The following is a 24,075-nucleotide window of genomic DNA, read 5'->3' as shown; positions in this document are numbered from 1 at the left end:
CACGACCTGCCCCGGCCCGCGGCCCGGGCGTCACGCGCGGAGGTAGGTCAGCACGGCGAGGACACGACGGTTCGCGGCGAGGTCGGGCTCCAGCCCCAGCTTCGCGAACACGCTCCGGATGTGCGTCTCCAGCGTTTTGGCGCTGACCTGCAGGCGCCGGCTGATCGCCTCGTTCGACCGCCCTTCCGCCATCAGGGCCAGCACCTGGTGTTCGCGTGAGGTCAGTCCGTCCAGGGCGCTGTCGACGCGTCGGCGCCGCAGCAGCCGGGTGACGATATCCGGGTCGACGGCCGACTCCCCGGCGACGACCCTCCTCAAGGCGTCGAACAGCTCGTCTGCGTCGGCGACCCGGTCCTTGAGGAGGTATCCGAAACCGCGTGGACTGCGTGCGAGCACCTGGACGGCTGCGCTCGTCTCGACGTACTGGGACAGCAGCAGCACGCCTGTGCCCGGACAGCAGGCCAAGATCGCCTCGGCGGCGCGAACGCCTTCGTCGGTATGCGTCGGCGGCATGCGGATGTCGAGCAGCACCGCGTCCGGCCGTTCCGCCTCGACCAGGGCGAGCAGCGCGTCGTCCGCCTCGCCGCTCTCCCCGACCACGTCGACCCCGCAGTCCTCGAGGAGACGGACCAGCCCCTGACGCAGGAGCGCCGAGTCCTCCGCCACGATCACTCGCACGGCAGCTCCGCACGTATCCAGGTGCCCTTTCCCCGCGGGCTTTCCACCTCCAGCGTGCCGCCCACCGCGGAAACCCTGTCGGCGAGGCCGCGCAGTCCGGAGCCGGAGGACGAGGAGGAGGAGAAGGACGAGGAGGAGGACGACGTGGCCGACGACAGATCGTCCACACCGCCGACGCCGTCGTCCGCCACCTCGACGACGAGCCGGGTCCCGATGCGGCGCGAGCGCACCTCGATGCACCGGGCAGCGGCGTGCTTGACGGCGTTCGCCATGGCTTCACACACCACGAAGTAGGCGGTGGTCTCGACGAGCGGTTGGTATCGACCGGGCTCGGCCTCGACCGTGACCGGCACCGGGCACTGCTCGGCCAGTGCCGTCAGGGCCGGCCCGAGCCCGGATTGGCCGAGGACCGCGGGGTGGATGCCGCGAGCGAGGTCCCGTAGCTCCTCCAGCGCCTGGCGCAGGCTTTCCTCGGCCTCGGCGACGGTACGCCGCAGTGCCGGATCGGCACCGCTGGGCAGCCGGGGACCGAGGCGCCGCAGCGTCATGAGCGTGTACAGCAAGCGCGTTTGCGCGCCGTCGTGCAGGTCCCTCTCGAGCTGTCGGCGTTCTTCGTACGCGGCCTGGAGCAGACGGCGGGGAACCATCAGAGCCTTGTCCGCCCGCTCGTCCGCCTGCGCGCGGAGCCGGGCGTCGCGTAACCACATCCTGACGACGGCACCGGCCGCGGCCAGCAGGGCGGGGTCCTCCCCGAGCGCGCTGTCGTGCTCCAGGACGGCGTCGGCGCCCTGCCCGGTGTCCACGTGCGTCACACTGCTCCCCGCCCGAGCGGGTGGTGCCGTCAGCGGTCGGCCGTCCGGGTCGGCATAGCCGCCGTCGCCCGTACGCAGCCCCAGCACCAGCGACGAGTCACCGAGCGTTTGACGCAGTACCTCCTGGAGGTCACGTGCCGTGGGAGCGCGACCGGCCGTCACGAGAAGGTCGCCGACGGACGCCCGCCGAAGCCGCATCCTCAGCAGACTCACCAGAAAGACGACGGGCACCGCCACCTCGCTGATGTCCGACGGGACGGTCAGGACGGCGTCGGCCGAGCTCAGGGCCTCGGGCATCAGCAGGTACAGCACCTCCCACCCCACAAAGGTGAGGGTCAGCCCGACGGCCACCCAGGACGGCAGCAGGACGCGGCGCCGGGCTCGACTGGCCGTACGCCACCGTCGGACCATCGTCATGGCGACCAGGACCGTGAGGACCACGCCGGCCCACCGGTAGACCAGATCCACGGCATCGAAGAGGTCCGTGTCGTGAAGGACGAGGAACGCGTTCGGCCCGCACTCGGGACAGGAGAGGTAGCTCGTCGAGCTGTCCGCCGTCGGGTCGTACAGCAGCACACGGATCAGACCGCCTACGGCCACCAACAGGTATCCGGCGGCGATCACCCGCCGCTCGCGCGCGGTGCTGGCGCGTCCGTCCGGGAACACCAGCAGGAGATGGGCGAGGACGGCCATGTTGAGGGCTTCCCCCCAGGCGCTGATCGCGAAGAGCAGCGGCACGGGCAGCCCCTGGAGGTTGCCCAGGAACCACGCCAGCCCCTCGGCGAGCAGCAGCGGTCCCGTGCGGTTGGCCGGACGCCGCGCCCACGCCACCAGCCCCGAGGCGGCGAAGGCCCACCCCACCGACAGGTCCCGCACCAGATCGACCGGCTCCGCTCCGATCCGGGCGTACGCCCAGCAACCGCCCAGCCCCGCGACGAACGCCACGGCGCCCCACCCCACGAGCGCCCGCGAACCGACGGTCCCCGGCGGACGTTCCTCACACGGCCCTTTGCCGTACATGCTTCTCCTGAACTCCGGTCGACCGCGACGAGCGCGGAGCGTGTACACGACATTGTGGAAGACGCGGCGATCCCATACGCCGATCTCCGCCATACGCGACGCGTGGTCGAGGCAGCCCCCGGGCGTGGGCCTTCGGGCGGGCACCCGCGACAGCGCTCATGAGGTGAATGTGCGGGCCTGCGACCGCCGTCCCGGGTAGGCGGTAGGCATGAGCGACACACTGTGGATCGTCGTCGGTGCCCTGGCCGTGCTGTCCGCCGCGACGGCCGTCGTGGCGGTGGTCGTCGCGGTCCGGCTCTTCAGGGCCCGGCGGCTGCTGCGCGGCGCCGGGGTGCCGGACAGCAGCAAGGTGTTCTTCTGGGGCGCCCTGCTCTACCTCGTCTCCCCCGTGGACCTGCTGCCCGACCCCATCTACCTGGACGACATCGGGGTCCTGCTGCTGGCACTGCGGTCGCTGCACGAAGCCGCCGACGCGGCAGGCGTTCGGCACACGCGAGACGTGCGGAAGCCAACGCCGTGATGATGCGTTGGTGTGTCAGCTCGACGCTGGCGAGCCGCTGCCGGCCCGGTAGCCGACGGGGCCTGGTGTCTGTTGCGGCTCAGAGCCGGAGCGGGGTGCAGCGCAAGGCCTCGCGGGCAGCAAGATAGCCCGCGATCTTGAAAGCCAGTTCATGGGAGCCGAACGTGTGGGCACGGGCCTGCCGCAGCACCACCCGAGTGGCGATCACGACGCCGTGCTCGGGCAGGCTCAGCTGCTCCTCGATTCCCGCGGCGGCCGCCGCGAAGAAGCGCGGCAGGTCCTCGGCGGGTTCGTATTCCACTGCAAGGCCCTCGGTCACCTCAAAAGCGAAGCCCGAATCCGCAGGTTCGAAATCCACCGTAATCTCCGCGAAGTGCGGTGCGCAGCTCACCCTTTGATGCCGAATGCGCACGCCACGGATCGAATGCGGCGGAAACCTGGGCGGCACTGAGGTCATGCCCGGACGCTACACCCCTCGTCCGACCCCCACAGGAACCCTCCGCGCCACCCCCCGTAATTTTCTCCCCGGAAGCCGAGGGGATTGACGATGTCTCCTGAAGCACGGGTTCGGTGACCGAGGAAAGGAAGCGAGACCGGTGAAGACAGTCGCGAGTGGGCCCCAGGAGAAGGAGAGGGTTCGGGGGTTGAAAAGTCCCGAATCATCGCGCAGGTGGCCCACCACGTTGGGGCTCGTGATGCTCACGCCGTTGGCAGTGGCAGGGTGCGGTTGGCTCAACCAGAGCCGGGGAGTGCTTCTGCTCTTGGTCAGCGCCTTTCTTCTCCTGCTCGTGCTGGTGGTGGCCGGCGCGATGTGCGGGCCCGGGGCCGGCCCCGGCACATGTGTGGCGATCCTCGGCTTCGCCCTCGGCCTGTTCGTGGGGCCCGCCCTCGACGACTACGTGCTGGATCAGCGAGGCACCCGGTACGAGGCGGTGATAGCCGACGTCGAGACCTACCACAGGAAGCACGGCGAGGGCCGCACCTGCTCCGTGGCCCGGTCGGACTCCGGACGGACGCTGACCTACGAGGTGGGTGACTCGAGCGGCTGCGACAACACCGTGAAGCCGGCGCAACACGTGACCCTCGTGGTGGATCCGGAAGACTGGCTGCCTCCGCGGCTGGGCACTGACGTCAACGGCCTCTCGTCCGGCCATGCCTGGACCTGTGGAGGACTGCTCGCGGCGATGGAAGCGTGCATCCTGTACGGCAGGCTGCGCCGACGGCCCCGCTTCTTCTGACGCTCACTGCGCAGCCGGTTGCGGGTCGTCGCCCGCCTCTACCAAGCGGCTGCCTGGATTACTTGCGTGGCGATGTCCTGCACCGACCGGCCGTCCGTCGGGATACGGACCGTTCCCGCGGGGGCCTTGTCACCGAGACGGCGTGCCATCCGCAGACTCCTCTCGATGTGAGCGAAAAGCTCGGATCCGATTTCCCGTTGGGTGAGCCGCTCTCTCACGGTCACTTCCTCGGCCGTGAGCAGGACGCAGGTGACTCTGACCTCGCCGCCGCCCATGGCCCGGCTGATCATCGGCCCTTCCAGGACACTCACCGTGTTGGTATAGATCAGGCGATGCTGGCCAAGTGCGGCGTAGTTGGACCAGACGGCCGCGATGTTCCGTTCTGTGATCGCCGTGCGCCAAGGGTCACCGGCGGGGGCCGGGTGGATCTGATCCATGTAGTCCCCCTCGATCAGACAGTGCGCCGTTCCCCTCTCCCGCAGCGCCGCGGACACTTCCCATGCGACGGTCGTCTTCCCTACGCCCGCACCACCACCGATGAGCAACAATTCGTAAGCGGTCACGGCCTGTCAGCCTGGCAGAACCTGGACCGCCCGTATCTGGTTCGGCCGACAACGTCGGTGAGCTGCTGGGAGACGAAATCGTGCACGCTGCCGCCGACGTGTACCGGGCGACAGGGACGGCCGGGCTCGTGATCGCCGCAGTGACCGTGCTGTGGGCGGGGCTGGCTCTCTGGGCGTCCGACCGTAGGGAGTGAAGCCGAAGTTGGCGCAAAGTCTTCTACTTTGCTGGAACTTGACTTCTTTTTGACCGTCACTTGCCGGTAGCGTCCAGACCTGATCGAGATCCCATTGGATGTCACCGGAGGATGCATGCCCGCTCGTATCGCCACCGCGATCGCCACGTGCGCCCTGAGTCTCGGGGCCCTCGCCTCGGGCGCAGGCGTCGCCACAGCGGCTCAGTCGGCCCCCGCCGCCGGATCCGCCGCCGACGCGCCGTCGCGCCAGCAGCCGACGATCGACGCGCGCGCCGCGGCCGTGGACCGGTGCAGCTACCAGGTGGTCCGCTCCGACGACTCCCGCTACGTGTACTCCGTGAGCGGAATCATCGGCGGCGCCGCCCGCGAGCTGCCGGTCCAGAAGGAGGACTTCGTGAGGTTCTCCGGCGGCTGGCAGAAAGTAGTCCAGGTCGACGCGTGTGCGGGTGGGCAGGGTCAGGCCCCCACCGCGCTCCGGGTCACGGGGAAGCTGGACCACCCGGAACACTACGAACCGTCCGTGCCGCGCACGATCCACGGCGCCGACCTCAAGCCCGCCGCCTCCTCGGTGATCCCGAAGGCACCGGCGTTGACGTCCGTCGACCGCCTCGACGCGGCCACTGTCCGCGTCACGTGGAAGCCCGCGCAGGGCAACCCGGACCAGGTCATGCTGATGGAGCGCAAGCCCTTCTACAGCAGTGAGGTCGGCATCTGGCATCCCTACACGTTCCAGCGGGACGTCCCGGGCGGTGCCACGTCGATGGACCGCAAGCTGGAGCGTGACGCCGGCATCCCCCCGGCGGACCGCACGCACGCCTACTGGATGCGGGTGGTCAAGGACGGCTTCGTCAGCGACCTGCGCGCCGAGAAGCCGGTCACGGTCCAGCCCTGAGCAGTTCGCGCTGCGGCGCCGTACGCACGAGCAGGAGCGAGAGCGGAAGCAGAGGCATCGCACACTCGCGCTAGTGTGCGTGAGTGAGTCTTTATGTCGTTGTGGGATTCGGGCCCGCCGGGGCGGCCACTGCTCGGCTGCTGGCCGAGCAGGGTCACTCGGTTCGGGTCGTCACCAAGTCGGGCCGAAGCCCGGAGCCCGGGATCGAGCACGTCGCGCTGGACGCGACGGACAGCAAGCGGCTGATCGAGGCGTCGCAGGGCGCGGCCGCGATCTACAGCTGTGCCGCGCCGCCCTACCATCGCTGGGCCGGTGAATGGCCGCCGCTGGCCTCGTCGGTGTGCGCGGCGGCCGAGGCGACCGGGGCCGTCCTGGTCATGCTGGGCAACCTCTACGGCTACGGCCCGGTGGACGGTCCCATGACCGAGAAACTGCCGCTCGCGGCGACCGGCACCAAGGGGCGGGTACGCGCCGCCGTTTGGGAGCAGGCGCAGAACCTGCACGAGCAGGGGCGCATCAAGGCGGTCGAGGTGCGTGCCTCGGACTTCTTCGGGCCCGGCGTGACCGATGGCGGGCACCTGGCCGCGCGGGTCATGCCGCGGCTGCTGCGCGGCAAGCCGGTCTCCACGCTCGGGGATCCGGACGCTCCGCACAGCTGGAGCTACCTCCCTGATGTGGCCAGGGCCCTGGTCGAGGTCGCGGGCGAGGAGCGGGCCTGGGGGCGGGCCTGGCACGTCCCGACGGAGCCCGCGCTGTCCACGCGGGAGATGGTCGACCGCCTTGCCGCCCGGTCGGGAACGGGGCCGGTCGCGGTGCGCAGGCTTTCGCCGGCCGTGCTGGGGGTCGCGTCGGTCTTCTCCCCGCTGATCCGCGAGCTGAAGGAGATCCGTTACCAGTTCGACCGCCCGTTTGTCGTTGATTCAAGCGCTTACGAGGCTGAGTTCGCGGTACGAGCCACCCCCGTCGACGAGCAGGTCACGGCAACGGTGGAGTGGTGGCGTAAGCAACTGACGGCATGAGCGACTCGCCGCCGCGGGATGACGCCTGCGGCAGCGAAGGATTCCAGTCGGCCATCCTGCTGCACAGAGTGGCATCGCCCCTGACGGCTACTGCTCGTATGCCTCGTGGTGCGGGTTGGCCGCTGTGCCTTCGGTGCTGAGCAGCACGACCGTCGCGTCCGGGTGGAGCCCCAGGGCGGCCCGGCGGTCTTCGGTCCGTACGGCAGCCCGGACCCCGGCGAGTGAGGCCGCGCCGCACGGGCCGGACGAGACGCCGAGCGCGGCCAGGTCGCGGCCGGCTCGGGCGGTCTGCTCGTCCGTGACGGCCACGCCTGCCGTGAGCCCGTCGCGCAGCAACGGCCACGCGAGTGCGGACGGCGTACCGCAGTTGAGCCCCGCCATGGTGGTCCGGCCCGTGGCCGTGCTGAGGCGCTCGCCGCGCACCAGCGAGCTCAGTACGCAGGCGGCGGCCACGGGCTCCACCGCGAGCAGTGCGGAGTCCCGGCCAGCGGAGCCTCCGTAGTGCGTGACCGCCGCCTGGGCCAGCGAGCCGACGCCGACCGGTACGGCGACGAGGTCCGGGTGCGGCGCCCCGGCAGCGGCCAGTTGGTCGTCGATCTCATGGAAGAGGGTCGAGTAACCCTCGACGATCCAGCCGGGGACGCGTTCGTAGCCGGGCCAGGCGGTGTCCTGTACGAGCAAGGCGTCCGCGGTCTCGTCCGCGACGGTGGCGGCCCGGCGTACGGCGTCGTCGTACGGGCCGTCGACGCGTGTCACCCGGGCCCCCTCGCCGGCGATCGCGTCCGCGGCGGCGGGATGGACGCCGGCCGAGACGAAGACGTGCGCGTGCTGCCCGAGGAGGCGGGCCATTCGGGCCACGGCACGGCCGTGGTTTCCGTCGGTGGCGGTGACGAGCGTCACCGGGGTGGAGGTGTCGCGCTCGGAGAGCGCGCGGTGGATGGCCCAGGAGGCGCCCAGAGCCTTGAAGGCGGGCAGTCCGAGGCGGGCGGACTCGTCCTTCACGAAGACGCGCCCGACATTCAACTCCCTTGCAATGTCGGGCAGTTCTACCAATCGCGTCGGGCTGTATCCGGACAGGGAGGCGTGGAATTCCCGCACGGCGGCGGGGGCGGAGGGGTGGGCGATGGGGGTACGGGGAGCCGGCCTCGCGTACCACCGCGCAGAAGGTTCTTCGAACACCCCACCACCCTGCGGCGCCCTCGCCCATGCGGTCCAGCGAATGTTTCCGGCCAGTTCCGTTCACGGAATCCGAACGATTGGCGAGCGCTTCTTCGGCCGGCGGGCCGGGTCGGGTGCGCGCTCCGAGGTGTCGACGTCCGAGGTGTCGAGGTCCGCGACTGCTTGGCGCAGGGCCTTGCGGCAGGCCTCGATGGCGGGGTGGCGGCTGCTCCCCACCCGCACCGCCGTGATGATCGTGCGCGTGTCGAGGCCCTGAGGGAGCGGGTGGAGCGTGACGGCCGGGGTGCGGCCGCTCCAGACCAGGTCGGGGAGAAAGGCCATGGCGTGGCCTTCCTCGACGAGGCGCGCGTGGAAGAGGAGGTCGGCGGACTCGAACCGTACGTCGGGCTCGAAGCCGGCCGAGCGGCATACCCCCAGGGCCCAGCGCCGGGCGGCGCTTCCCTCCGGCTCCAGGACCCAGGGCCGGTCACGCAGGTCGGCCAGGCCGACCTCGCTCCCCTCGCCGGGCGGGGTGGCCAGGCGCAGCGGATCCTCGCGGAGGTCCTCGAATTCCAGGCCCGCCGGGCGGGGGCTGGGATTTCCGGGGTATTCCTCGGTCACGACCAGGTCGAAGTCGTGTGCGAGCAGGGCGGGGAGGGCCTGTTCGGGCTCGGCCTGGGTGAGGTGGACCCGTAGTCCGGGGTGGGAGTCGCGCAGCAAGGTCAGCGCGTTCGGCGCCAGGGCGAACGCGGCCGTCTGGTAGCAGGCGATGCGCAGGGTGCCGGTCAGTCCGGTCAGCGAGGCAGCGATGTCCGCCTCGGCCCGCTCCAGTTGCTCGAGAACGGCTTCGGTGTGCGCGACCAGGATCTCGGCCTGCGGCGTCAACCGCACTCGGCGCCCCACCGGTTCCAGGAGCGGGAGGCCGACCTGCGCCTCCAGCTGCGAGAGTTGCTGGGAGACGGATGAGGGGCTGTACGACAGCGCGGCTGCAACGGCCGAGAGCGTGCCGCGGTGCTTGAGTTCCCGCAGCAACCGCAGCTTGTGCAGATCGAACGTCATGCCATCCCCACTCACCAACCGTTCGGATTTCGTGACGAATATACGACGAAAACATTCACTGGACCGCACATGCGGGAACACCGCACAGTAGTGGCGTGCCCGATGATCTCTCGCTCAGGGGGTGCGCGAACGTGGCTCCTCGCAATGCCCCCGCCCGTCCCCCGCCCCTACGAACGCACGACGGCACTCCGGTGCCTCCTCACCCGGCTGCGCACCGAGATCTCTGCCGGAACGTCCCACACCCGTACGGGGGTTGGGTGTGGGACACAACCTCTATCAGCTACCGCTGAGGTTCCGTGCGAAGAGGTCCAGCAGGCGGTCCCAATGGCGGTCGAGTCCGGCCCGGTTGAAGACCGCCGTGTCCGCCATGGTGAAGCCGTGCAGCGTGTCCGGGTAAACCTCGCAGGTATTGCGGACGCCGGCCTCGTCCAGGGCCGCGCTCAGCCGCGCGACGACCTCTGGCGGCATCGAGTCGTCGTGTTCGGCGATCCCGAAGTGAACCTCCGCGCTCACCTTGGGAGCGAGCAGGTGCGGGCTGTCGGGCGCGTCCGTGGCCAGCCAGGAGGGGTGGAAGCCGGCCGCGGCAGCCACCTGCCCGGGGTGGGCCGCCGCGGTCCGCAGGGCCAGCGCCCCTCCCATGCAGTACCCGACGACCCCGACGGGGCCGGGGCGGACCTCGGGCCGTGCGGTCAGGAAGTCCAGGTAGGCCTGGGCGTCGGAGAGGGCGCGCTGCGGGGTGTGCTCGGCCAGGAGAGGCATGACGCGGGCGATGAAGGCCGCGCGGTTCTTCGCGTCCGTCAGGTCGGGGAGCTCGAGCACGGGCGCGCGACCGGTGCGGTAGAAGACGTTGGGCACCAGGACGCAGTAGCCGTGCGCCGCGAGCTGCTCGGCCATCTCGCGGATCACGGGCCGCAGTCCGATGGCGTCCATGTAGAGGAGTACGCCGGGGTGGCTGCCGCCGTCATCGGGGAAGGCGAGATAGGCGTCGGCCGTACCGTCGGGCGTGGGGACATCGAGTATCCGGCTGGGCATCGTGCACCGCTCTTTCCTGATCGACACTGCTGGAGTTCGCCACGCTAGCCCGAGCCGGTGGAGCCCGGCCCCCTTCCCGGGCCGCAGTTGCACTCTGCCCAAGGCAGCAGGACGCCCACACGGCACATCGACGTCCGCTCCCACGGCGCGCGTCCGGGGCGTTTCCCGCAGGGCGGTCTACCGTCGGACGCATGATGAAGATCATCACGGTGTACGAGCTCGACAAGGCGCCGACCGCGGCCGGCGGAGCGCCCGGCGGGGAGGAGGCCCCGGTCGTCCGCCGGGTGCATGCGGCGCCCACCGCCCCGGGCTCCTCGGCCCTGGGCCCGCGGACGTTCTGCGGCAAGGACACCTTCGCCATGGAGGCGGCCCCGTGGAAGCCGTCGGAACACCCCGGTTCCTCGTGGTACCCCCCGGAATGCGCCGACCGTCTCTGCAGTACCTGCGAGGCCGCGATGGAGGACGAGTTCTGACGTCCGGCCCGGCCGCCGGCGGTGGTCTTGCGGCGGTCACACGCACGTAGGAGCGCCGCCCGATTCGGCTGGACGCGTTCGGCCGTGAACCGCACCGGTCGGCGCTGTGTCGGGCGGGATTCGGGGTCGGCCGGGTCTGGTCTTCCGCCCGCGGTCGCGGGGGGCGTTCACTGAGGATGCCGGGTTTGCGACGGTGTGAGCGGGGGTGGGGGCGTCGCGCAAGCGTGGGTTGGTCGGGGACGGCAGGCCGGCCGGGCCTTTGTATTCGTGCACGGGCGGTGGTCCCGAAGCGTCGGCTCGGCGTGGTGGGGCCGGTTCGCGGCGCCCGCGGCCGTGTCGGGCGATGCCGGATGCGGTGCGTGGGCCGCCGGTGTGCGATCCCGACCGTGCGTGTGATCCGGCCTCATTCCGACGCTTTGAGACAGGAGATCGACATGCCTCCGCCCCTCGTGGCCACCCTGGACCTCGACGACCCCAACCGCACCGCCTACGCTGCGTGCATCAACGCCATCCGGGACCACGTCGCCACCGTCCAAGGCGACCGGATCCAGGTGTCCGCCGACCGGCAGGTCCGCATGTACCGGCTCCGGCAGAGTCACCGTCGCGACAGCTCCGAGAGCATGTTCGTGGTCCGCCTCCGCGCGGGAGGCGAGGACTTGGTCGACTGGTACATCCAGGACACCGACTTGTACGGGTGGGGCTTCACCCTCACCGGACAGACGGACTTCTACCACCTGTCGAACCCGACCGCCGGGGTCGGGGCGATGGCCGCGGAGGAGGGGTTCGCCCTCCACGACACGGGGATCAGGGAAGGCTACGGGACCGACGGTATACCGCAGGCCCGGCTCGGCTGGGCGAACTTGCACACCGCGCTCCTGCAGCTCAGGGAGCAGCCGGGAGTGCGCGACTACCAGCGGGCCGCGATGGGCTTCCTGGTCGAGATGGTCTGCGAAGCCACGCGCTTTCGTATGATCGCGGGAACCCTGGCGGGGATATGGGCAACGAGCGGTGAAATCTCCGATGGCCAGCGGAACGAGATCACCGAGGCCGAGACGAACTGGTCCTCGCTCTCGGGCCTGTTCGACCGGTACAACAACGCGCCGGGGGAACCCGTACCCGACACCACCACCCTCACCCAGGCCTACCGCGACCTCGCCGCGGTGGCCTTGGCGGTGACGATCCTGCACCGCCGGCCCGGCGGCCAACCGGGTCCCTCCACCTCCGGAGCCGGCACGGCGAGGCCGGGCGCGGTCGCCGACGTGTCGCGCCCAGGTCGTCGCCTCTATCCGGTGCTGGACGCCGGCGGGAACCTGCCGGACGGGCACGGGGCGTACTTCTTCCGCCCGGGTACCTCCCTGAACTACAACCTCAACACCGACGCGATCGACTCCGGCCCCCATCCCTTCGCGTCCGACTTCCCCCTCCTGAAGGACACCGACTTCGCGTTGCGCACCGACGCCCTCGTCGCCGTCCCCGGCAGCTCCACCGACGTGTGGATGTTCAGCGGACACCAGTACGTCCGCTACCAGGTCGGCACCAGGAACATCGTCGGCGGCCCCCGGGAGATCGCCGCGGGCTGGCCCGTCCTGGGCACCACCTCGTTCGTCGACTACATCGACGCCGCCGTCCAGGACCCCGGCGACCCCACCCGCGGCCTCTTCCTGTTCCGTGACTCCGAGGTCCTCTACTACCACCTGGACAACGACACGATCACCGGCCCCAACCCCATCGCACAGCACATGCCCGGCCTCGCGAACACTCCCTTCGCCCACGGCGTCAGCGTCGCCCTGACCGTGCCCGGGAGCACCGACCAACTGTGGCTCTTCCGAGGTGACGACTACGTCCGCTACAACATCCAGACCCACACGATCGAGGTGGGCCCCAAGCGTGTCCACGAGGGCTGGGCCTCGCTGCGGCGCAAGACGTTCGTCGACGGCGTCAGCGCCGTCCTGCCCTGCACGGGCGGCGTCACGCCCACGGAGGTCTGGATGTTCCACGACGACCTCTACCTCCGGTTCCACCTCGCGAACAACACCGTCACCAAGGAGGCGGCCACGGTCGCCTCGGGATGGCCCCACCTGGACACCAACGGCTTCGCCGACCGCGTCGACGCCACCATCCCCAGGCCTGAAGAGGTCGGCCAGCCTGCTGCCGCGTGGTTCTTCCACGACGACCAGTACCTGCGCTACGACCTCGAGAACAGCAGGGTCGACGTCGGCCCTCGCCCCATCGCGGACGGCTGGACCGGGCTGAAGGGCACCGGATTCGAGTACGGCATCGACGCCGCCCTCCCCGACCCCACGAACCCCAACACCGTGTGGATCTTCTCGGGCGATCAGTACGTCCACTACCACCTCAAGGAAGACGAACTCGTCATTGGCCCCACACCCATCGCCGAAAGGTGGAAAGGCCTGGTCGAGCCCTTCACCCGGCGCATCGACGCCGCGTGCGTGGCCCCCGGCAGCAACGACGCCTGGCTGTTCAGCGGCGACTCCTACATCCGCTACAACCCGCAAGAGGACAAGATCCACGTCGGCCCCCGACGCATCATCGACGGCTGGAACCTCGGCTTCCCCACCTGACGCGTACGGCGGGGTGCGCTGATGCCGGTGTCCGGGGAGGGAGCTGTCACTCTCTGCGCCCCGGGCACCAGCAGCGTACGGGCGGCGCCGGTCAGCCGGCGGGTGCGAATACAGCGGTGCGGCGGCGGCGCGGGACCGGGCGGAACCGGGCACCACGACGGTTGCGCCCGGGTACGTTGCCTTCCGGGGCCGCCCGGCCCGCAGGGAGTGGGGCGGCATGCGTTTCTGGAGCGCGAACGCGCCGATGTGGCACGGCTGTTACCGGGGTTGGACGAGGGGCTGCGGGGGGTGCCAGGGCGCTGGCCAGCTATGGAGCCACGAACTGGCCAGCTACAGACCCGCTTCACCGACCGACCTGCGGAGCTCAGAGACCGCTGGCCAGGTATCACTCAAAGTCACAGACCCGCATCGGGCGGACCGGACAGGAACGCCTCGGCGACCGCGGCGTGCACGGCGGTGCCGACCGCCATGGCGCTCTCCTCGTACACGACGTGGTTGGAGTGGTTGTCGGGAGCCGTCGCGGGCGAACGGTCCGGTGGGCAGGCCCCGAGGAAGGCCATCGCGCCGGGCACGCGCCGCAGGACGTACGAGAAGTCCTCGCCGCCCATGGTCGGGTGGGGCAATTCGTGGACGCGGGCTGGGCCGACCACCGTCGCGGCTGCCCTGCGCACGTGGGCGGTGAACCGGGGATCGTTGTGCACGGCCGGGTATCCGTCGATGAGCTCGACGTCCGCCACGGCGCCGTGGGCCGAGGCCACGCCGTGGGCGACCCGCATGATGCCGTCGCGCACCACCTGCCGGCTCGTGTCGGTGAAGGTGCGGTAGGTGCCGGAGAGCACGGCGGTCTCCGGCACGACGTTGGACGTGCTTCCCGCCGAGACGCTGGTGATCGTGAGGACGGCCGGGTCGAAGACGCTGACGGTCCTGGTCATCATGGTCTGCAGGGCTTGCACGATCTCGCAGGCGACGGGGACCGGGTCGAGGACCTTGTGGGGCGCGGCCGCGTGACCGGACCGGCCGCGTACGGTGATGCGCAGGACGTCGGCGGCGGCGAACTGCGGGCCCGGGCGCAGGTGCACCGTGCCCGCCTCGTAGCGGGCGGCGATGTGCAGGGCGAAGGCCCCGTCCACCGCCGGGGCCTCCTCCGCGTCGCCCAGTACTCCCTCTTCGAGCATGAGCTGGGCCCCGCCGCCGAACTCTTCCCCGGGCTGGAACATGAACACCACCCGCCCCGCGAGCCGCTGCCTGCGGGCCGCGAGCAGCCGGGCCGCCCCGACGAGCATGGCGGTGTGGGTGTCATGGCCGCAGGCGTGCATGACGCCTTCCCTTTGCGAGGCGAACTCCAGCCCGGTGTCCTCCTGCTGCGGCAGTGCGTCCATGTCGGCCCGCAGCAGAACGGTACGGCCCGGGGCCGCACCCTCGAGGACCGCGACGACCGAGCTGAGGCCCTCACCGACGGAGACGGTCAGCCCCAGGCCGGCGAGTGCGCGCAGTACGGTCTTCTGGGTCTGCGGAAGATGAATGCCGGTCTCCGGAGTGCGGTGGATCGCGCGGCGCACGGCGATGACGCCGGGCAGGAGCCTGTGTGCCTCGGCGAGCAGGTGCGACGGGGGTGTCGCGTGGTCGTCGCCAGGTGCCCGACTCTCCATGTCGCTCCTTTGCCGAAGAGACATTCCTGCGTGCTCGCGGTTCGGAACAACACCGAGTTGAGCGTTCCGGTTCGATTCGGTCGCTGGTGAAACACAGGATTGAATCCGGGCGCACGGGATCCCGCAAGGCATGCGAACCGTATTGACCGGAAAGCCGCAGAGTACGGCCGACTTCCGTGTGTTGCGGCGCGAGAACCGCCGTCCTCTGCGGCCTACGGCCTACGGCCCGGCCTGTCGCGATGTGGAAAACCCCGAACCCGCCCTCGCCGTCCCGGATCTGCACGCGGTGATGTGCTGTGCAATGTGCACCTTTACCTGTGCACGGTTCTGAGCTGCACTGTAGATGGGGAATCGAACCCCAAGCGTTGCTCTTCACGCGCCAGGTGGGGCCGGAAGACCGCCGGCCCTCGGTGTGTGCACGCCTCCGAGACGACTACCTGCTCCACATCGTCACGCCCTGCTGGAACTGCTCAGTCCAGCAGGTCGGCCTCCCAGTTCGCCCGCTGGATCCGCATGTCGATCTCGCGGATCTCCCGTGCGATGACATCTGCCTGACCGCGCAGTTCCGCGACCGGAAGCGCGGAGAGCATCATCAGCTCGGACCGGAGCTGCCGGCCGTATCCGCGCTCGCCCGTACCCGCTGCCGCATCCGCCGCCGCGGTGACCACCGAATGGCGCAGCCGCAGCACGTCCCGGCGCGCGAGCGCGTCGGTGAGTGTGCCGTCCTGACCCATCCGCACCGCGGCATTGGTTCGGTTGATCCGCCGGATCAATGTCTCGAGGGCGTCCAGCACCTCATTGACCTCGGCCAGCAACCGGGCCGCGTCCTCGGCGGGCGTCTCGCCTTCCTGATACCGCGCGCTGCCGACAACGCGCGCTCGCAGCTGCTCCACACGACGCGCCGCCTCCGCACGCTCTGCCAGCGCCTCAGCAAGCTTCATTGTCTCCACCTCCCGCCCGTCGTGAATTTCGCACAAGCATACGGATACAAACGGGCTCAAACGCATCAGGTTTTTCGATCCACCGGAGCCGGGCCCGAGCACTCGATGTCGGCCGGCCGCCGCCGGGAGCGGCGTATGGCTAGCCTGGCGGCATGGAAGCAGTCCTGGTCAGCGCATGTCTGCGGGGAGTCCCGTGCCGGTTCGACGGGCGTCACAAGGCGTCGTCGGAGCTCGAGGAGGCAGTGTCCGGCCGCGAAGTCGTCTCCTTCTGCCCAGAGGTCGCGGGCGGGCTCGCAACACCGCGGCGGCCCGCGGAGCTGGTGGGCGGCGACGGGTACGACGTACTCGACGGGACGGCGCGGGTCGTCGAGGACACCGGGCGTGACGTGACAGCGGAGTTCGTGGACGGTGCACGGCGCGCACTCGCGGCGGCGCGGCACGGAGGCTGCACGGAGGCGCTGTTGATGCCGCGCAGTCCGTCGTGCGGACGGGGTGTGGTGTACGACGGGTCGTTCGCCGGGGTGCTGGTGCCGGGAGACGGGGTGACGGCGGCGCTGCTCGAGCGGAACGGGATCGCCGTGCGGCCCGCACCCGGAGTGTGAAGTCGCCCGCCCCAACGGCCCATGGACATTCCAATGCCCCCTGGACAGACGTCGCGTGGGCCCGCCGGACGGCGGCCGGTCTGCGGGACGACGGCCACCCGGTGCTGCACGATGTCATCCCCGCCGAGGATGGCCGCTGGCGTACGCGGACACGCTCGACGCCGACGACGGCTTCGACGAGCCCTTCGCCCTGATGCTCTACCGCGGCCGCTTCCGTCACACCGTGGCGCGGGGCAACGCGCACGGCACCGCACTCCACCTGATGGGGCTGGGCGGCGACGAGATGTCGGCGCCCGGGCACGCCTGGCTGGGACAGCTCCTCAGGCAGCGGCCGTGGACCGGGATGAGCTACGTGAGAGCGGTCGCCGCGCAGAGCCGCCGGCCGCTGACAGCGGTCTGCCGCGATCTGCTGCGCTACCGGACCTACGAGGCGTGGCTGCTGGCCGCCGCGGCCGGCCTGGGCACGCCGCCCGGAACGAACGGCACGCCCCGTACGCCGGCCGGGCAGTTCGCGGAGGCCGGCTGGTGGGCACCCGTATTCCTGCCCGAATGGGCCGGCCCGGAGGCGGTGGAGCTGGTACGGAAGGAATTGCGCCGCGCGGCCGGGCAAGGGGCCGCGCCGGCCCCCGACCGCGGGCGGCACCGCGAGCTCGCGACGATTCACACCGGCGCCTGGCACGTGATGTCGAAGCAGTCATTGCGCACGTGCTCGCGTCCCACATCCTCGTTGTATCAGTGACGCGAAGAGCGGCCATGAGTGACGAGCAGACCATCGGCATCGCCCCCGGGACGTGCGGGGGCCCGGCCCGCGACCTACGACGAGGCCGGCCGGGCCCGCGCCGTCGTCACCAGCATCAGCTGGAAGTGCGCCGCGGCCCGCGGCTGTCTGCAGCGGTCCATCGCCACCGCGCTGCTGTGCCGGATGTCGGGAACCTTTCCCACGTGGTACGTCGGGGTGCGCATCGCTCCCCCGTTCGGCGCTCACGCCTGGGTGGCGGCCGAAGGCCGTGACGTGGACGAGCCCTATCCGGCCGGCTATCACCAACCACCGCTGACGGTGGCGCCCCGTTCCGGACCGGCACACCGGCTGATCGCGGATGAGGAGACCGGCGCCGCGGGCAGGGCGGTAGGGTCTGCTCCATGAAGTGCTGACACCGCCCCGGCGCACCGATCCGCATGACGCCGTCCGAGCCCCTGCTCCGGCGTTCCCCCGGTGTGCCCGCATCGCCCGTCATTCACTTCTCACGATCGGATACGTATGACCGACGACATCTTCCTCGACCATGTCGCCGACCGCCTCGCGGCCCTGCCCTCCGTACGCGCCGTCGCCCTCGGCGGCTCGCGGGCCGAGGGCACCCACACCCCTGACAGCGACTGGGACGTGGCCGTGTACTACCGGGGTGGTTTCGACCCGGCCGACCTGCGCGCCGTCGGCTGGGACGGCGAGGTCTCCGGCATCGGGGACTGGGGCGGCGGCGTCTTCAACGGTGGAGCCTGGCTCACGATCGACGGGCGGCACGTCGACGTCCACTACCGCGACCTCGACGTCGTCGACCACGAACTCGCCGAGGCCCGGCAGGGCCGCTTCCACTGGGAGCCGCTGATGTTCCACTTCGCGGGCATCCCCAGCTATCTGCTGGTCGCCGAACTCGCCGTCAACCAGGTGCTGCGCGGCACCCTGCCCCGTCCCGAGTACCCGCGGGCACTGCGCGAGGCGGCCCCGCCGGTGTGGCGTGACCGGGCGGCCGCGACGCTCCACTACGCCAAGAGCGCGTACGTGCGTCGTGGCCAGGCCACCGAGGTCGCGGGGGCGCTGGCCACCGCCGCCCTGCAGACGGCACATGCGGTGCTGGCCGAGCGCGGCGAGTGGACCACCAACGAGAAACGGCTTCTCCAGCGGGCCGGGCTACGGGGAATCGACACGATCATGAGCCGGCTGCGGTCGGATCCCGACACCCTGGCGCGGGCCGTCACCGCGGCCGAGGAGCTTTTCAAAGCTGCCGATTGAGGGGGGAAGTAGCGGGGCGAGACGGAAGAGACGTCTCGCCCCGCGCCTTTGGTCCGTCCAGCCGCTATCCGCGGTCCGCCCCGACGGGGCCGGCGCCGGGAGCGGCGGAGGCGTACGCACCGGCCGAGGCCGTGGCGATGGCCTCGTCCAGGACGTCGCGGGAGCCGATCAGGTCGGTGATCATGCGATTGATGCGGTCCCGTTCCGCGGTGAGGTCGGTGACCAGCCGCGCGGTGGCGATCTCGGACGGACCGCCGTCCGCGTCCCGCATGCAGGGAAGCAGCTCCGCGATCTTCTTGCTGTTGAGGCCCGCGGCGTAGAGCGCCTGGATGCGGACGACCCGGTCGACCGCCCAGTCACCGTAATACCGTTGGCCGCCCGGAGTACGCTCCGCCCTCAGGAGTCCCTGCGTCTCGTAGTAGCGCAACGAACGCTCGCTCACCCCGCTGCGCCGGGCCAGTTCGCCGATCCGCATTCCCCGCCTCTTCCCCGCCTCGCGTGCCGTCCTCGTCACCGGACTTGAACCTGACACTGATGTCAACTCCTACCGTAACGGCATGACGAACACACCCGCACCGTCCCGCCTCTTCGAGCCCACCCGCCTCGGCCCTCTGCACCTGCCCAACCGTCTGGTGATGGCGCCGCTGACCCGCAACCGCGCCGGCGCCGACGGCGTCCCGCAGCCGATCATGGCCACGTACTACGCGCAGCGCGCCTCCGCGGGGCTGATCATCGCCGAGGCCGCCACGCCGAACGCCGTGGGGCAGACCTACCCCAACATCCCCGCGATCCACAACGACGCGCACGTGACCGGCTGGCGGCGCGTCACCGATGCGGTACGGGCCGAGGGCGGCCGGATGTTCCTGCAACTGCAGCACGGCGGCCGGGTCGGCCACCCCGACAACAGCGGGCTGATGCCGGTCGCGCCTTCGCCGGTCCCGCTCCCCGAGACGATCCACACCCCTGGCGGACGCCAGGAATCCGTGGTGCCGCGGGAGATGACCCACGACGACATCCGGTCCACCGTGGCCGATTTCGCCGCCGCCGCCCGCAACGCCGTCGACGCCGGCTTCGCCGGGGTGGAGGTGCATGCCGCCAACGGCCACCTCCTGCACCAGTTCATGGCACGGAACACCAACCGTCGCACCGACGCCTACGGCGGCTCGGTCGCGGGCCGCATACGGTTCGTCGTCGAGGTGGTCCAGGCGGTCGCCGAAGCCATCGGGCCCGACCGGGTCGGCCTGCGCATCTCCCCCGGAAACGCCGTCAACGGCATCGACGAGGGTGACACCGAGAGCATCTACCCGGCGCTCATCGAGGCCCTGGCGGACACCGGCCTGGCTTACCTGCACATCGTCTTCGCCGACCCGGACCAGCCCCTCTTCCAGGACATCCGGAAGGCCTGGCCCGGCACGCTGATCGCCAACCCCGCACTGGGCTGGGGAGAACCGCTACCCGCCGACGGCGGCAAGCACGCGGGCGAGCGGCTGCTGGACGCCGGAGCCGACCTGATCTCCCTGGGCCGCGCGTTCCTGGCCAACCCCGACCTGGTCGAACGGCTGCGCGTCGGCGCGCCGCTCAACCAGGTGCGCGACAAGCACATGATGTACGTGGGCGGAGAGACCGGGTACACCGACTATCCCGTGCTGGCCGCCGCCCTCGCCGGGGCGAGCGCACGCTGATCCGTGACCGTGAACATCGCGGCGATCGCCGCCGGGGCCGGGGCCGCCGCGCGGCCTAGCCGACGAGCCGCTTGCGCCAGTCGAGCGGGGTGACTGTCAGGGCCCGGCTCGGGTCGCCGTTCCAGTCGACCTGAAGTCCGGCGGAGCGGAGGGCCGAGGCGACCTCTTCGCCGATGGCCGCCGTGGTGTCGGCCGAGCCGTCGAACCCGCCGTACAGCAGGGTCAGTCCGTACCCGGCGGCGGCGCTGTCGGTGCACTGGGTGTGGAAGTAGACGAAGCCGCGGGCGTCCGGGGCGGCTTCCGCCCCGATCTCGCTCTGGCCGCAGGTGCGGCAGCAGGTGAAGTTCTCCCGCGCCGTGATGCCCGCCGCGTCGAGCGCGGCGAAGACGAGGGACAGCCGCTCCGGGTCGGTGGTGCCCTCCCAGGACGCCTGCTCCTCGACGCGCTCCTGCCACATCAGGTCGGCCAGCTGTCGCGCCTGTGCGTGGGAGACCGGCCGGCGGTCACCGGAGACGAGGTAGTCCTCGGCGACTTCGGCGAGCTCGGCGCGGGTGGTGTAGCCGCCGACGAGCAGTTCGCGGAGGCGGTCCTCCAGCAGTTCGCGCTCCTCCTCGTCGAGTTCGAGCGGGGGGATGGGCGCGGGTGCCGGGAAGTCCATCGGCGTCCACTCCAGTCCGGCGTCCCAGCCGTTCTGCCGGCGTGCCCAGCCGGTCATGGCCGCGATCACCGGCTCGGGTCCGTCGAGTGCCACCTGGAAGTGCCGGTCGTGGGCGCCGTCGCGGTGCTCCAGCGTGTAGCCGCCGCCCGTCTCGTGCCAGACCTGGAGGAACACGTCGGGGAGGTCCGGTATCCGGCTGAGGACGAGGAAGTGGTCGTCGTCGGCGCCGATGCGGCGCACCAGTCCGGCCAGCTCCGCCTCGGTGGCCCGGACGTGCCGGCCTCCGGCTTCGGTGTTCACGGTGATCGCAAGCATGGCGCACACTCTGACACGCACCACTGACAATCGGAACCAGATCTTCCAAGGGGCGGGGGCCCTGGCAACGCATCGTGCGGCACCATGACCCCATGAGATCTGCCGCGCGCCTGTCGCGCCCCCTGTTACCCGTGACGGCCGCCGTGTCCCTTGCCCTGGTGGGCTGCGGAACCGAAACCGCCGGCGGCGGGGCCGGCCGCTCCGGAGCCGACCGGTCCGAGCTGGCGGCACGCGCGCGTGCCGCCCAGGTGGCGCTCGAGAACGTCTACGTCACCAAGGTGCCGGGCTATGAGGTCGCCAAGCAGTCGGTGGGCGTCCTCGGCTCCGACGGGTTCTCGGCGACGTACGTGAAGCAGGACACGGGAGCGCAGATACGTCTCGGTGTCGACCGGGGCTCCATGGACGCGGCCGGCTGCCCGAAGACCCCGCTCGGCGTCGGCAACGGTGGCACGGGCCGCGCCGTCGAGTGCGTGAAGGACGGCAAGAGCTGGTACCGCACGAGCGGCACGCAACACGAGTACGCGACCGAGACGGACGGGCGCCTGGTGCGGGTCAACGCCGAGACCGGGACAGTGGATCGCGCCACCCTGCGCAAGGCGGCCGACGCCGCGCACGCCGCGAGCGACGCGGAACTCGACGCCGTACTGCCTCCCCGGCAGGGCGACGGCGGGCAGCCCGTCCAGCGCGGCGATCTGCCGCCGGTCGGTGACGGGGCGCCGCGCAACGACGGGGAGGGGTGAGGGCGATCAGCGGTACGGCGGGTTTCGAGGTGGCGACCGGGGACACGGGCCCCGTGACCGCCGGTCCTCGCGAGCGCGCGGCCGCGGTTCAGCGCGCCCTCGACGGTCTCCTGCAGATCCGCCGGGTGATGAACGCCGGTGCCGCCGAGCCCGAGGCGGTCCCGGCCGAATGGGAACGTCTGCAGCCGGTACGCGCGGTCGCCTTGGTCCTGGAAGCGGCCGGCATCCCGCCCTCCGCCGTCGGCGACGACGGGCGGCGGCTGTGCACCGGGTACGTCGTCCGCCCGAGCGAGCCGACCGGAGCGCTCCCTCGAGGGCGTCAGCCGCAGACGGTGGCACGCGTCGAATGGCACGGACCGTCCGGGAGCCGGGCCGCCTACGAGCAGCACACCGGGTTGGGGCGGTGCGCCCAGGCCCTCGAGAAGCTGGGCTGGCTCGCGCTGGAGTACCGCGGTGAGCGACGGCTGCACTGGCTGGAAGTCGAACCCCTCACCCCCGAATGACCCCGCCCGGGACGGCCGGGGACCAGGGGTACGGCGATTTCAAGAACCGGCCTGACGAAGCGGGGCCCCGGAGCCTCCCCCTCGCTCCGGGGCCTCACCGCACGGCACCGGTCAGACGTGCGTGATCCGCCACGTCTGCCAGTTCGCACGCGTGCACTGGCGCATGTTGATTCCCGCGCCGTCTCTGTGCTCACCGTTGTTCTGGATGCTCAGGCACTGGGGATTCACATCCGAGATCAGCTCTCGGGTGCCGGGGTTGTACGTCCAGCGCTGGTTGGCGTTGCCGTGGCAGTCGCCGACCACCTGGGCAGGGGCGTTGATCTCCCCGTTCCGCACGTCGAGACAGTGGTTCTCGGCGGTGTTGACGAGGGCACGGCCGTTCCAGAACCAGAGCTGGTTGCCGCGCTGGCCGCAGGTCTGCATCTCGACGTTGTCGCCGTTGGACGCCAGGCACTTGTCGTGCATGTCGCTGCGCACCTCGATGAAGTCCCGTGCCGACGCGGCAGCCGGCATCGTCGGTTGCGTGGTGATCAGCGGCAGTGCCGCCGTACCCAGGGCGAGGGCGATCGTGGTGAGTCGACGTCGCATCGCTGCATCCGTTCTCCCGTGCGTCTCCGGTGCGGATCCGCTTGCCTTCGAGGATCACGTGGACGCCTGAGAGTGAACATCCCGCGATCCAGGGGGTTGACCCGGGCGCGGCCCCGATACTCGCCTCATGTTCACGGAGGCGACGGCCGAGGCCCGTACCGTTCCGGAGCTGGGACGCGAGCTGTCGCAGCGCATCGGGCGGCTCGTACCGCACGACGGGTACACGCTCGCCGGGAGCGACCCGGTCACCGGCGCGGGGTGCTTCGTGTGCAGGGAGCACGGCTACTGCGGCGAGCTGTTCCGTCGCACCCTGATCGACGACGTCCGGGGCCAGGACCTGTTCCCGTTCTCGGAACTCGCCGGCGGCCCGTCGAAGGTCGGGGTGCTCGGCTCGGGTGCTCCCGAGGAGCGGTCGAGCCGCCGCCTGCACGAGGTGCTCATCCCCCAGGGGTTCGGCAGCGAGTTGCGGGCGGCGCTGGTCGCCGGTGGCGTGCTGTGGGGAACGATGGTGTTGTTGCGCGAACGGGGCAGGCGTCCGTTCTCCTCCGACGACGCCGCTACGGTCCAGCGGCTCGTGCCGGACTTGTGCACGATTCTGCGAAGGTTTGTGACGGGTCTGACAACGCCTCGTCCGCTTCCGGGCGTACGGCCGCCCGGTGTGATCGTGGTGAGCGGGGACGACAGGATCAGGACGGCCTCCCCGACCGGCCGCGACTGGCTGCGCGCCTGCGCACCCGACCTGGTGCTCACCACCGAGGACGACCTCGCCCTCACCACGTGGAACATCGCCTTCTTCGCCCGTCACAGCCCGGGAGGTGCGCTGACCCGGGTGCCGACCGCGGACGGCTGGATCGGGGTGCACGCCCAACGCCTGGACGGCGGCGCGCCGGACGATGTCGTCATCACCATCCAGCCCGCCTCGGCCGGTCTCCTGCTCCCGGCGGTCGCCGCCTGGTACGGCGTCACCCGCAGGGAGCACGCGGTGATCGAACAGGCGCTGGAGGGCCTGTCGGGCAAACAGATCGCCCGCCGCCTGAGCGTGTCGCCGCACACCGTCAACGACCACTTCAAAGCCGTGTACCGCAAGACCGGCGTGTCCTGCCGCGAAGAACTCATCGCGGCCTTGTCGTGAGACGGGGGCGCACGGGG

Annotated in this window: 26 protein-coding genes; 14 read left to right on the top strand and 12 right to left on the bottom strand. The window is 70.9% G+C overall.

Translation table 11 applies throughout. The annotated features are described in order from the left end of the window. Positions 1-30: 30 nt before the first annotated feature. Together IE295_RS15165 and IE295_RS15160 are read right to left on the bottom strand one after the other, a co-directional pair. Positions 31-672 carry a response regulator transcription factor gene (locus IE295_RS15165; RefSeq protein ID WP_190064392.1) on the bottom strand — a complete coding sequence of 214 codons (642 nt, stop codon included), beginning with the start codon at positions 670-672 and terminating at the stop codon, positions 31-33. Next, complete coding sequence (locus tag IE295_RS15160) at positions 669-2,435, bottom strand: ATP-binding protein (RefSeq protein ID WP_224323254.1); 1,767 nt, start codon at positions 2,433-2,435, stop codon at positions 669-671. The genes IE295_RS15165 and IE295_RS15160 overlap by 4 nt, the downstream gene beginning before the upstream one ends. 283 nt (positions 2,436-2,718) lie before the next feature. Between IE295_RS15160 and IE295_RS15155 the strand changes: the two genes are divergently transcribed. Next, on the top strand, positions 2,719-3,030 hold the full coding sequence (locus tag IE295_RS15155; protein WP_190064150.1) for a YkvA family protein: 312 nt from the start codon (positions 2,719-2,721) through the stop codon (positions 3,028-3,030). Positions 3,031-3,109: 79 nt separating this feature from the next. On the opposite strand, the gene IE295_RS15150 is transcribed toward IE295_RS15155, so the two are convergent. Next, positions 3,110-3,487: a hypothetical protein gene (locus tag IE295_RS15150; RefSeq protein WP_190064149.1), complete on the bottom strand. Its 378-nt coding sequence runs from the start codon at positions 3,485-3,487 to the stop codon at positions 3,110-3,112. 235 nt (positions 3,488-3,722) lie between these two features. Here IE295_RS15150 and IE295_RS15145 point away from each other — a divergent pair, with 235 nt between their 5' ends. Next, positions 3,723-4,268: a hypothetical protein gene (locus IE295_RS15145; RefSeq protein ID WP_190064148.1), complete on the top strand. Its 546-nt coding sequence runs from the start codon at positions 3,723-3,725 to the stop codon at positions 4,266-4,268. A gap of 38 nt (positions 4,269-4,306) precedes the next feature. On the opposite strand, the gene IE295_RS15140 is transcribed toward IE295_RS15145, so the two are convergent. After that, positions 4,307-4,831, bottom strand: a complete 525-nt coding sequence (locus IE295_RS15140) for a hypothetical protein (RefSeq protein WP_190064147.1) — start codon at positions 4,829-4,831, stop codon at positions 4,307-4,309. Between the two features lie 309 nt (positions 4,832-5,140). Here IE295_RS15140 and IE295_RS15135 point away from each other — a divergent pair, with 309 nt between their 5' ends. Further along, on the top strand, positions 5,141-5,917 hold the full coding sequence (locus IE295_RS15135) for a hypothetical protein (protein ID WP_190064146.1): 777 nt from the start codon (positions 5,141-5,143) through the stop codon (positions 5,915-5,917). 83 nt (positions 5,918-6,000) lie between these two features. Further along, complete coding sequence (locus IE295_RS15130) at positions 6,001-6,936, top strand: NAD-dependent epimerase/dehydratase family protein (RefSeq protein WP_190064145.1); 936 nt, start codon at positions 6,001-6,003, stop codon at positions 6,934-6,936. Positions 6,937-7,023: 87 nt separating this feature from the next. On the opposite strand, the gene IE295_RS15125 is transcribed toward IE295_RS15130, so the two are convergent. The 3 genes from IE295_RS15125 to IE295_RS15115 all read right to left on the bottom strand — a co-directional run bounded on the left by IE295_RS15125 (position 7,024) and on the right by IE295_RS15115 (position 10,185). Then, positions 7,024-8,115, bottom strand: coding sequence for a diaminopropionate ammonia-lyase (locus IE295_RS15125; protein ID WP_190064144.1), 1,092 nt, complete (start codon positions 8,113-8,115; stop codon positions 7,024-7,026). Positions 8,116-8,175: 60 nt separating this feature from the next. Next, positions 8,176-9,153 carry a LysR family transcriptional regulator gene (locus tag IE295_RS15120; RefSeq protein WP_190064143.1) on the bottom strand — a complete coding sequence of 326 codons (978 nt, stop codon included), beginning with the start codon at positions 9,151-9,153 and terminating at the stop codon, positions 8,176-8,178. A 276-nt stretch (positions 9,154-9,429) separates the two neighbouring features. Then, positions 9,430-10,185, bottom strand: a complete 756-nt coding sequence (locus IE295_RS15115) for a dienelactone hydrolase family protein (protein WP_190064142.1) — start codon at positions 10,183-10,185, stop codon at positions 9,430-9,432. 191 nt (positions 10,186-10,376) lie between these two features. Between IE295_RS15115 and IE295_RS33450 the strand changes: the two genes are divergently transcribed. Next, positions 10,377-10,658 carry a hypothetical protein gene (locus tag IE295_RS33450; protein ID WP_224323255.1) on the top strand — a complete coding sequence of 94 codons (282 nt, stop codon included), beginning with the start codon at positions 10,377-10,379 and terminating at the stop codon, positions 10,656-10,658. Positions 10,659-11,092: 434 nt separating this feature from the next. Then, complete coding sequence (locus IE295_RS15105; protein ID WP_190064141.1) at positions 11,093-13,240, top strand: hemopexin repeat-containing protein; 2,148 nt, start codon at positions 11,093-11,095, stop codon at positions 13,238-13,240. A gap of 395 nt (positions 13,241-13,635) precedes the next feature. On the opposite strand, the gene IE295_RS15100 is transcribed toward IE295_RS15105, so the two are convergent. Continuing rightward, positions 13,636-14,889 carry a M20 metallopeptidase family protein gene (locus IE295_RS15100; RefSeq protein ID WP_190064140.1) on the bottom strand — a complete coding sequence of 418 codons (1,254 nt, stop codon included), beginning with the start codon at positions 14,887-14,889 and terminating at the stop codon, positions 13,636-13,638. Positions 14,890-15,359: 470 nt separating this feature from the next. Next, positions 15,360-15,830 carry a DIP1984 family protein gene (locus tag IE295_RS15095; protein WP_190064139.1) on the bottom strand — a complete coding sequence of 157 codons (471 nt, stop codon included), beginning with the start codon at positions 15,828-15,830 and terminating at the stop codon, positions 15,360-15,362. 152 nt (positions 15,831-15,982) lie between these two features. Between IE295_RS15095 and IE295_RS15090 the strand changes: the two genes are divergently transcribed. The 4 genes from IE295_RS15090 to IE295_RS15075 all read left to right on the top strand — a co-directional run bounded on the left by IE295_RS15090 (position 15,983) and on the right by IE295_RS15075 (position 18,440). Continuing rightward, entirely contained in the window at positions 15,983-16,432 is a 450-nt protein-coding gene (locus tag IE295_RS15090; RefSeq protein ID WP_190064138.1) for a 2-thiouracil desulfurase family protein, read from the top strand. Positions 16,433-16,487: 55 nt separating this feature from the next. After that, complete coding sequence (locus IE295_RS15085) at positions 16,488-17,171, top strand: hypothetical protein (protein ID WP_190064137.1); 684 nt, start codon at positions 16,488-16,490, stop codon at positions 17,169-17,171. An 18-nt stretch (positions 17,172-17,189) separates the two neighbouring features. After that, positions 17,190-17,576: a lasso peptide biosynthesis B2 protein gene (locus IE295_RS15080; protein WP_190064136.1), complete on the top strand. Its 387-nt coding sequence runs from the start codon at positions 17,190-17,192 to the stop codon at positions 17,574-17,576. A gap of 114 nt (positions 17,577-17,690) precedes the next feature. Next, on the top strand, positions 17,691-18,440 hold the full coding sequence (locus IE295_RS15075) for a nucleotidyltransferase domain-containing protein (protein WP_190064135.1): 750 nt from the start codon (positions 17,691-17,693) through the stop codon (positions 18,438-18,440). A gap of 64 nt (positions 18,441-18,504) precedes the next feature. Here the strand turns inward: IE295_RS15075 and IE295_RS15070 are convergent, their stop codons facing one another. Then, complete coding sequence (locus tag IE295_RS15070; RefSeq protein ID WP_190064134.1) at positions 18,505-18,915, bottom strand: MerR family transcriptional regulator; 411 nt, start codon at positions 18,913-18,915, stop codon at positions 18,505-18,507. Positions 18,916-18,997: 82 nt separating this feature from the next. On the opposite strand from IE295_RS15070, the gene IE295_RS15065 reads away from it, so the two are divergent. After that, positions 18,998-20,122 carry an alkene reductase gene (locus IE295_RS15065; RefSeq protein WP_190064133.1) on the top strand — a complete coding sequence of 375 codons (1,125 nt, stop codon included), beginning with the start codon at positions 18,998-19,000 and terminating at the stop codon, positions 20,120-20,122. Between the two features lie 55 nt (positions 20,123-20,177). On the opposite strand, the gene IE295_RS15060 is transcribed toward IE295_RS15065, so the two are convergent. Continuing rightward, on the bottom strand, positions 20,178-21,095 hold the full coding sequence (locus tag IE295_RS15060; protein ID WP_190064132.1) for a DUF6891 domain-containing protein: 918 nt from the start codon (positions 21,093-21,095) through the stop codon (positions 20,178-20,180). Positions 21,096-21,187: 92 nt separating this feature from the next. Here IE295_RS15060 and IE295_RS15055 point away from each other — a divergent pair, with 92 nt between their 5' ends. Together IE295_RS15055 and IE295_RS15050 are read left to right on the top strand one after the other, a co-directional pair. Next, on the top strand, positions 21,188-21,835 hold the full coding sequence (locus tag IE295_RS15055) for a hypothetical protein (protein WP_190064131.1): 648 nt from the start codon (positions 21,188-21,190) through the stop codon (positions 21,833-21,835). Positions 21,836-21,888: 53 nt separating this feature from the next. Further along, positions 21,889-22,338: a hypothetical protein gene (locus IE295_RS15050; protein WP_224323256.1), complete on the top strand. Its 450-nt coding sequence runs from the start codon at positions 21,889-21,891 to the stop codon at positions 22,336-22,338. Between the two features lie 111 nt (positions 22,339-22,449). Here IE295_RS15050 and IE295_RS15045 read toward each other — a convergent pair whose 3' ends face one another. Continuing rightward, positions 22,450-22,926: an RICIN domain-containing protein gene (locus IE295_RS15045; RefSeq protein WP_190064130.1), complete on the bottom strand. Its 477-nt coding sequence runs from the start codon at positions 22,924-22,926 to the stop codon at positions 22,450-22,452. A 127-nt stretch (positions 22,927-23,053) separates the two neighbouring features. Here IE295_RS15045 and IE295_RS15040 point away from each other — a divergent pair, with 127 nt between their 5' ends. Further along, complete coding sequence (locus IE295_RS15040) at positions 23,054-24,058, top strand: helix-turn-helix transcriptional regulator (protein ID WP_190064129.1); 1,005 nt, start codon at positions 23,054-23,056, stop codon at positions 24,056-24,058. Positions 24,059-24,075: the final 17 nt, after the last annotated feature.

The sequence above is a fragment of the Streptomyces griseocarneus genome (assembly GCF_014655595.1).
GTDB lineage: Bacteria > Actinomycetota > Actinomycetes > Streptomycetales > Streptomycetaceae > Streptomyces > Streptomyces griseocarneus.
This window is presented reverse-complemented; position numbering and strand designations above follow the sequence as displayed.

What these genes read in the sequence shown, in the direction of transcription:
- IE295_RS15095 (WP_190064139.1), bottom strand. Translation starts at nt 15,830, where the DNA reads ATGAAGCTTGCTGAGGCGCTGGCAGAGCGTGCGGAGGCGGCGCGTCGT.
- IE295_RS15090 (WP_190064138.1), top strand. Translation starts at nt 15,983, where the DNA reads ATGGAAGCAGTCCTGGTCAGCGCATGTCTGCGGGGAGTCCCGTGCCGG.
- IE295_RS15150 (WP_190064149.1), bottom strand. Translation starts at nt 3,487, where the DNA reads ATGACCTCAGTGCCGCCCAGGTTTCCGCCGCATTCGATCCGTGGCGTG.
- IE295_RS15155 (WP_190064150.1), top strand. Translation starts at nt 2,719, where the DNA reads ATGAGCGACACACTGTGGATCGTCGTCGGTGCCCTGGCCGTGCTGTCC.
- IE295_RS15120 (WP_190064143.1), bottom strand. Translation starts at nt 9,153, where the DNA reads ATGACGTTCGATCTGCACAAGCTGCGGTTGCTGCGGGAACTCAAGCAC.
- IE295_RS15055 (WP_190064131.1), top strand. Translation starts at nt 21,188, where the DNA reads ATGAGATCTGCCGCGCGCCTGTCGCGCCCCCTGTTACCCGTGACGGCC.
- IE295_RS15100 (WP_190064140.1), bottom strand. Translation starts at nt 14,889, where the DNA reads ATGGAGAGTCGGGCACCTGGCGACGACCACGCGACACCCCCGTCGCAC.
- IE295_RS33450 (WP_224323255.1), top strand. Translation starts at nt 10,377, where the DNA reads ATGATGAAGATCATCACGGTGTACGAGCTCGACAAGGCGCCGACCGCG.
- IE295_RS15135 (WP_190064146.1), top strand. Translation starts at nt 5,141, where the DNA reads ATGCCCGCTCGTATCGCCACCGCGATCGCCACGTGCGCCCTGAGTCTC.
- IE295_RS15065 (WP_190064133.1), top strand. Translation starts at nt 18,998, where the DNA reads ATGACGAACACACCCGCACCGTCCCGCCTCTTCGAGCCCACCCGCCTC.
- IE295_RS15060 (WP_190064132.1), bottom strand. Translation starts at nt 21,095, where the DNA reads ATGCTTGCGATCACCGTGAACACCGAAGCCGGAGGCCGGCACGTCCGG.
- IE295_RS15115 (WP_190064142.1), bottom strand. Translation starts at nt 10,185, where the DNA reads ATGCCCAGCCGGATACTCGATGTCCCCACGCCCGACGGTACGGCCGAC.
- IE295_RS15075 (WP_190064135.1), top strand. Translation starts at nt 17,691, where the DNA reads ATGACCGACGACATCTTCCTCGACCATGTCGCCGACCGCCTCGCGGCC.
- IE295_RS15040 (WP_190064129.1), top strand. Translation starts at nt 23,054, where the DNA reads ATGTTCACGGAGGCGACGGCCGAGGCCCGTACCGTTCCGGAGCTGGGA.
- IE295_RS15105 (WP_190064141.1), top strand. Translation starts at nt 11,093, where the DNA reads ATGCCTCCGCCCCTCGTGGCCACCCTGGACCTCGACGACCCCAACCGC.
- IE295_RS15045 (WP_190064130.1), bottom strand. Translation starts at nt 22,926, where the DNA reads ATGCGACGTCGACTCACCACGATCGCCCTCGCCCTGGGTACGGCGGCA.
- IE295_RS15070 (WP_190064134.1), bottom strand. Translation starts at nt 18,915, where the DNA reads ATGCGGATCGGCGAACTGGCCCGGCGCAGCGGGGTGAGCGAGCGTTCG.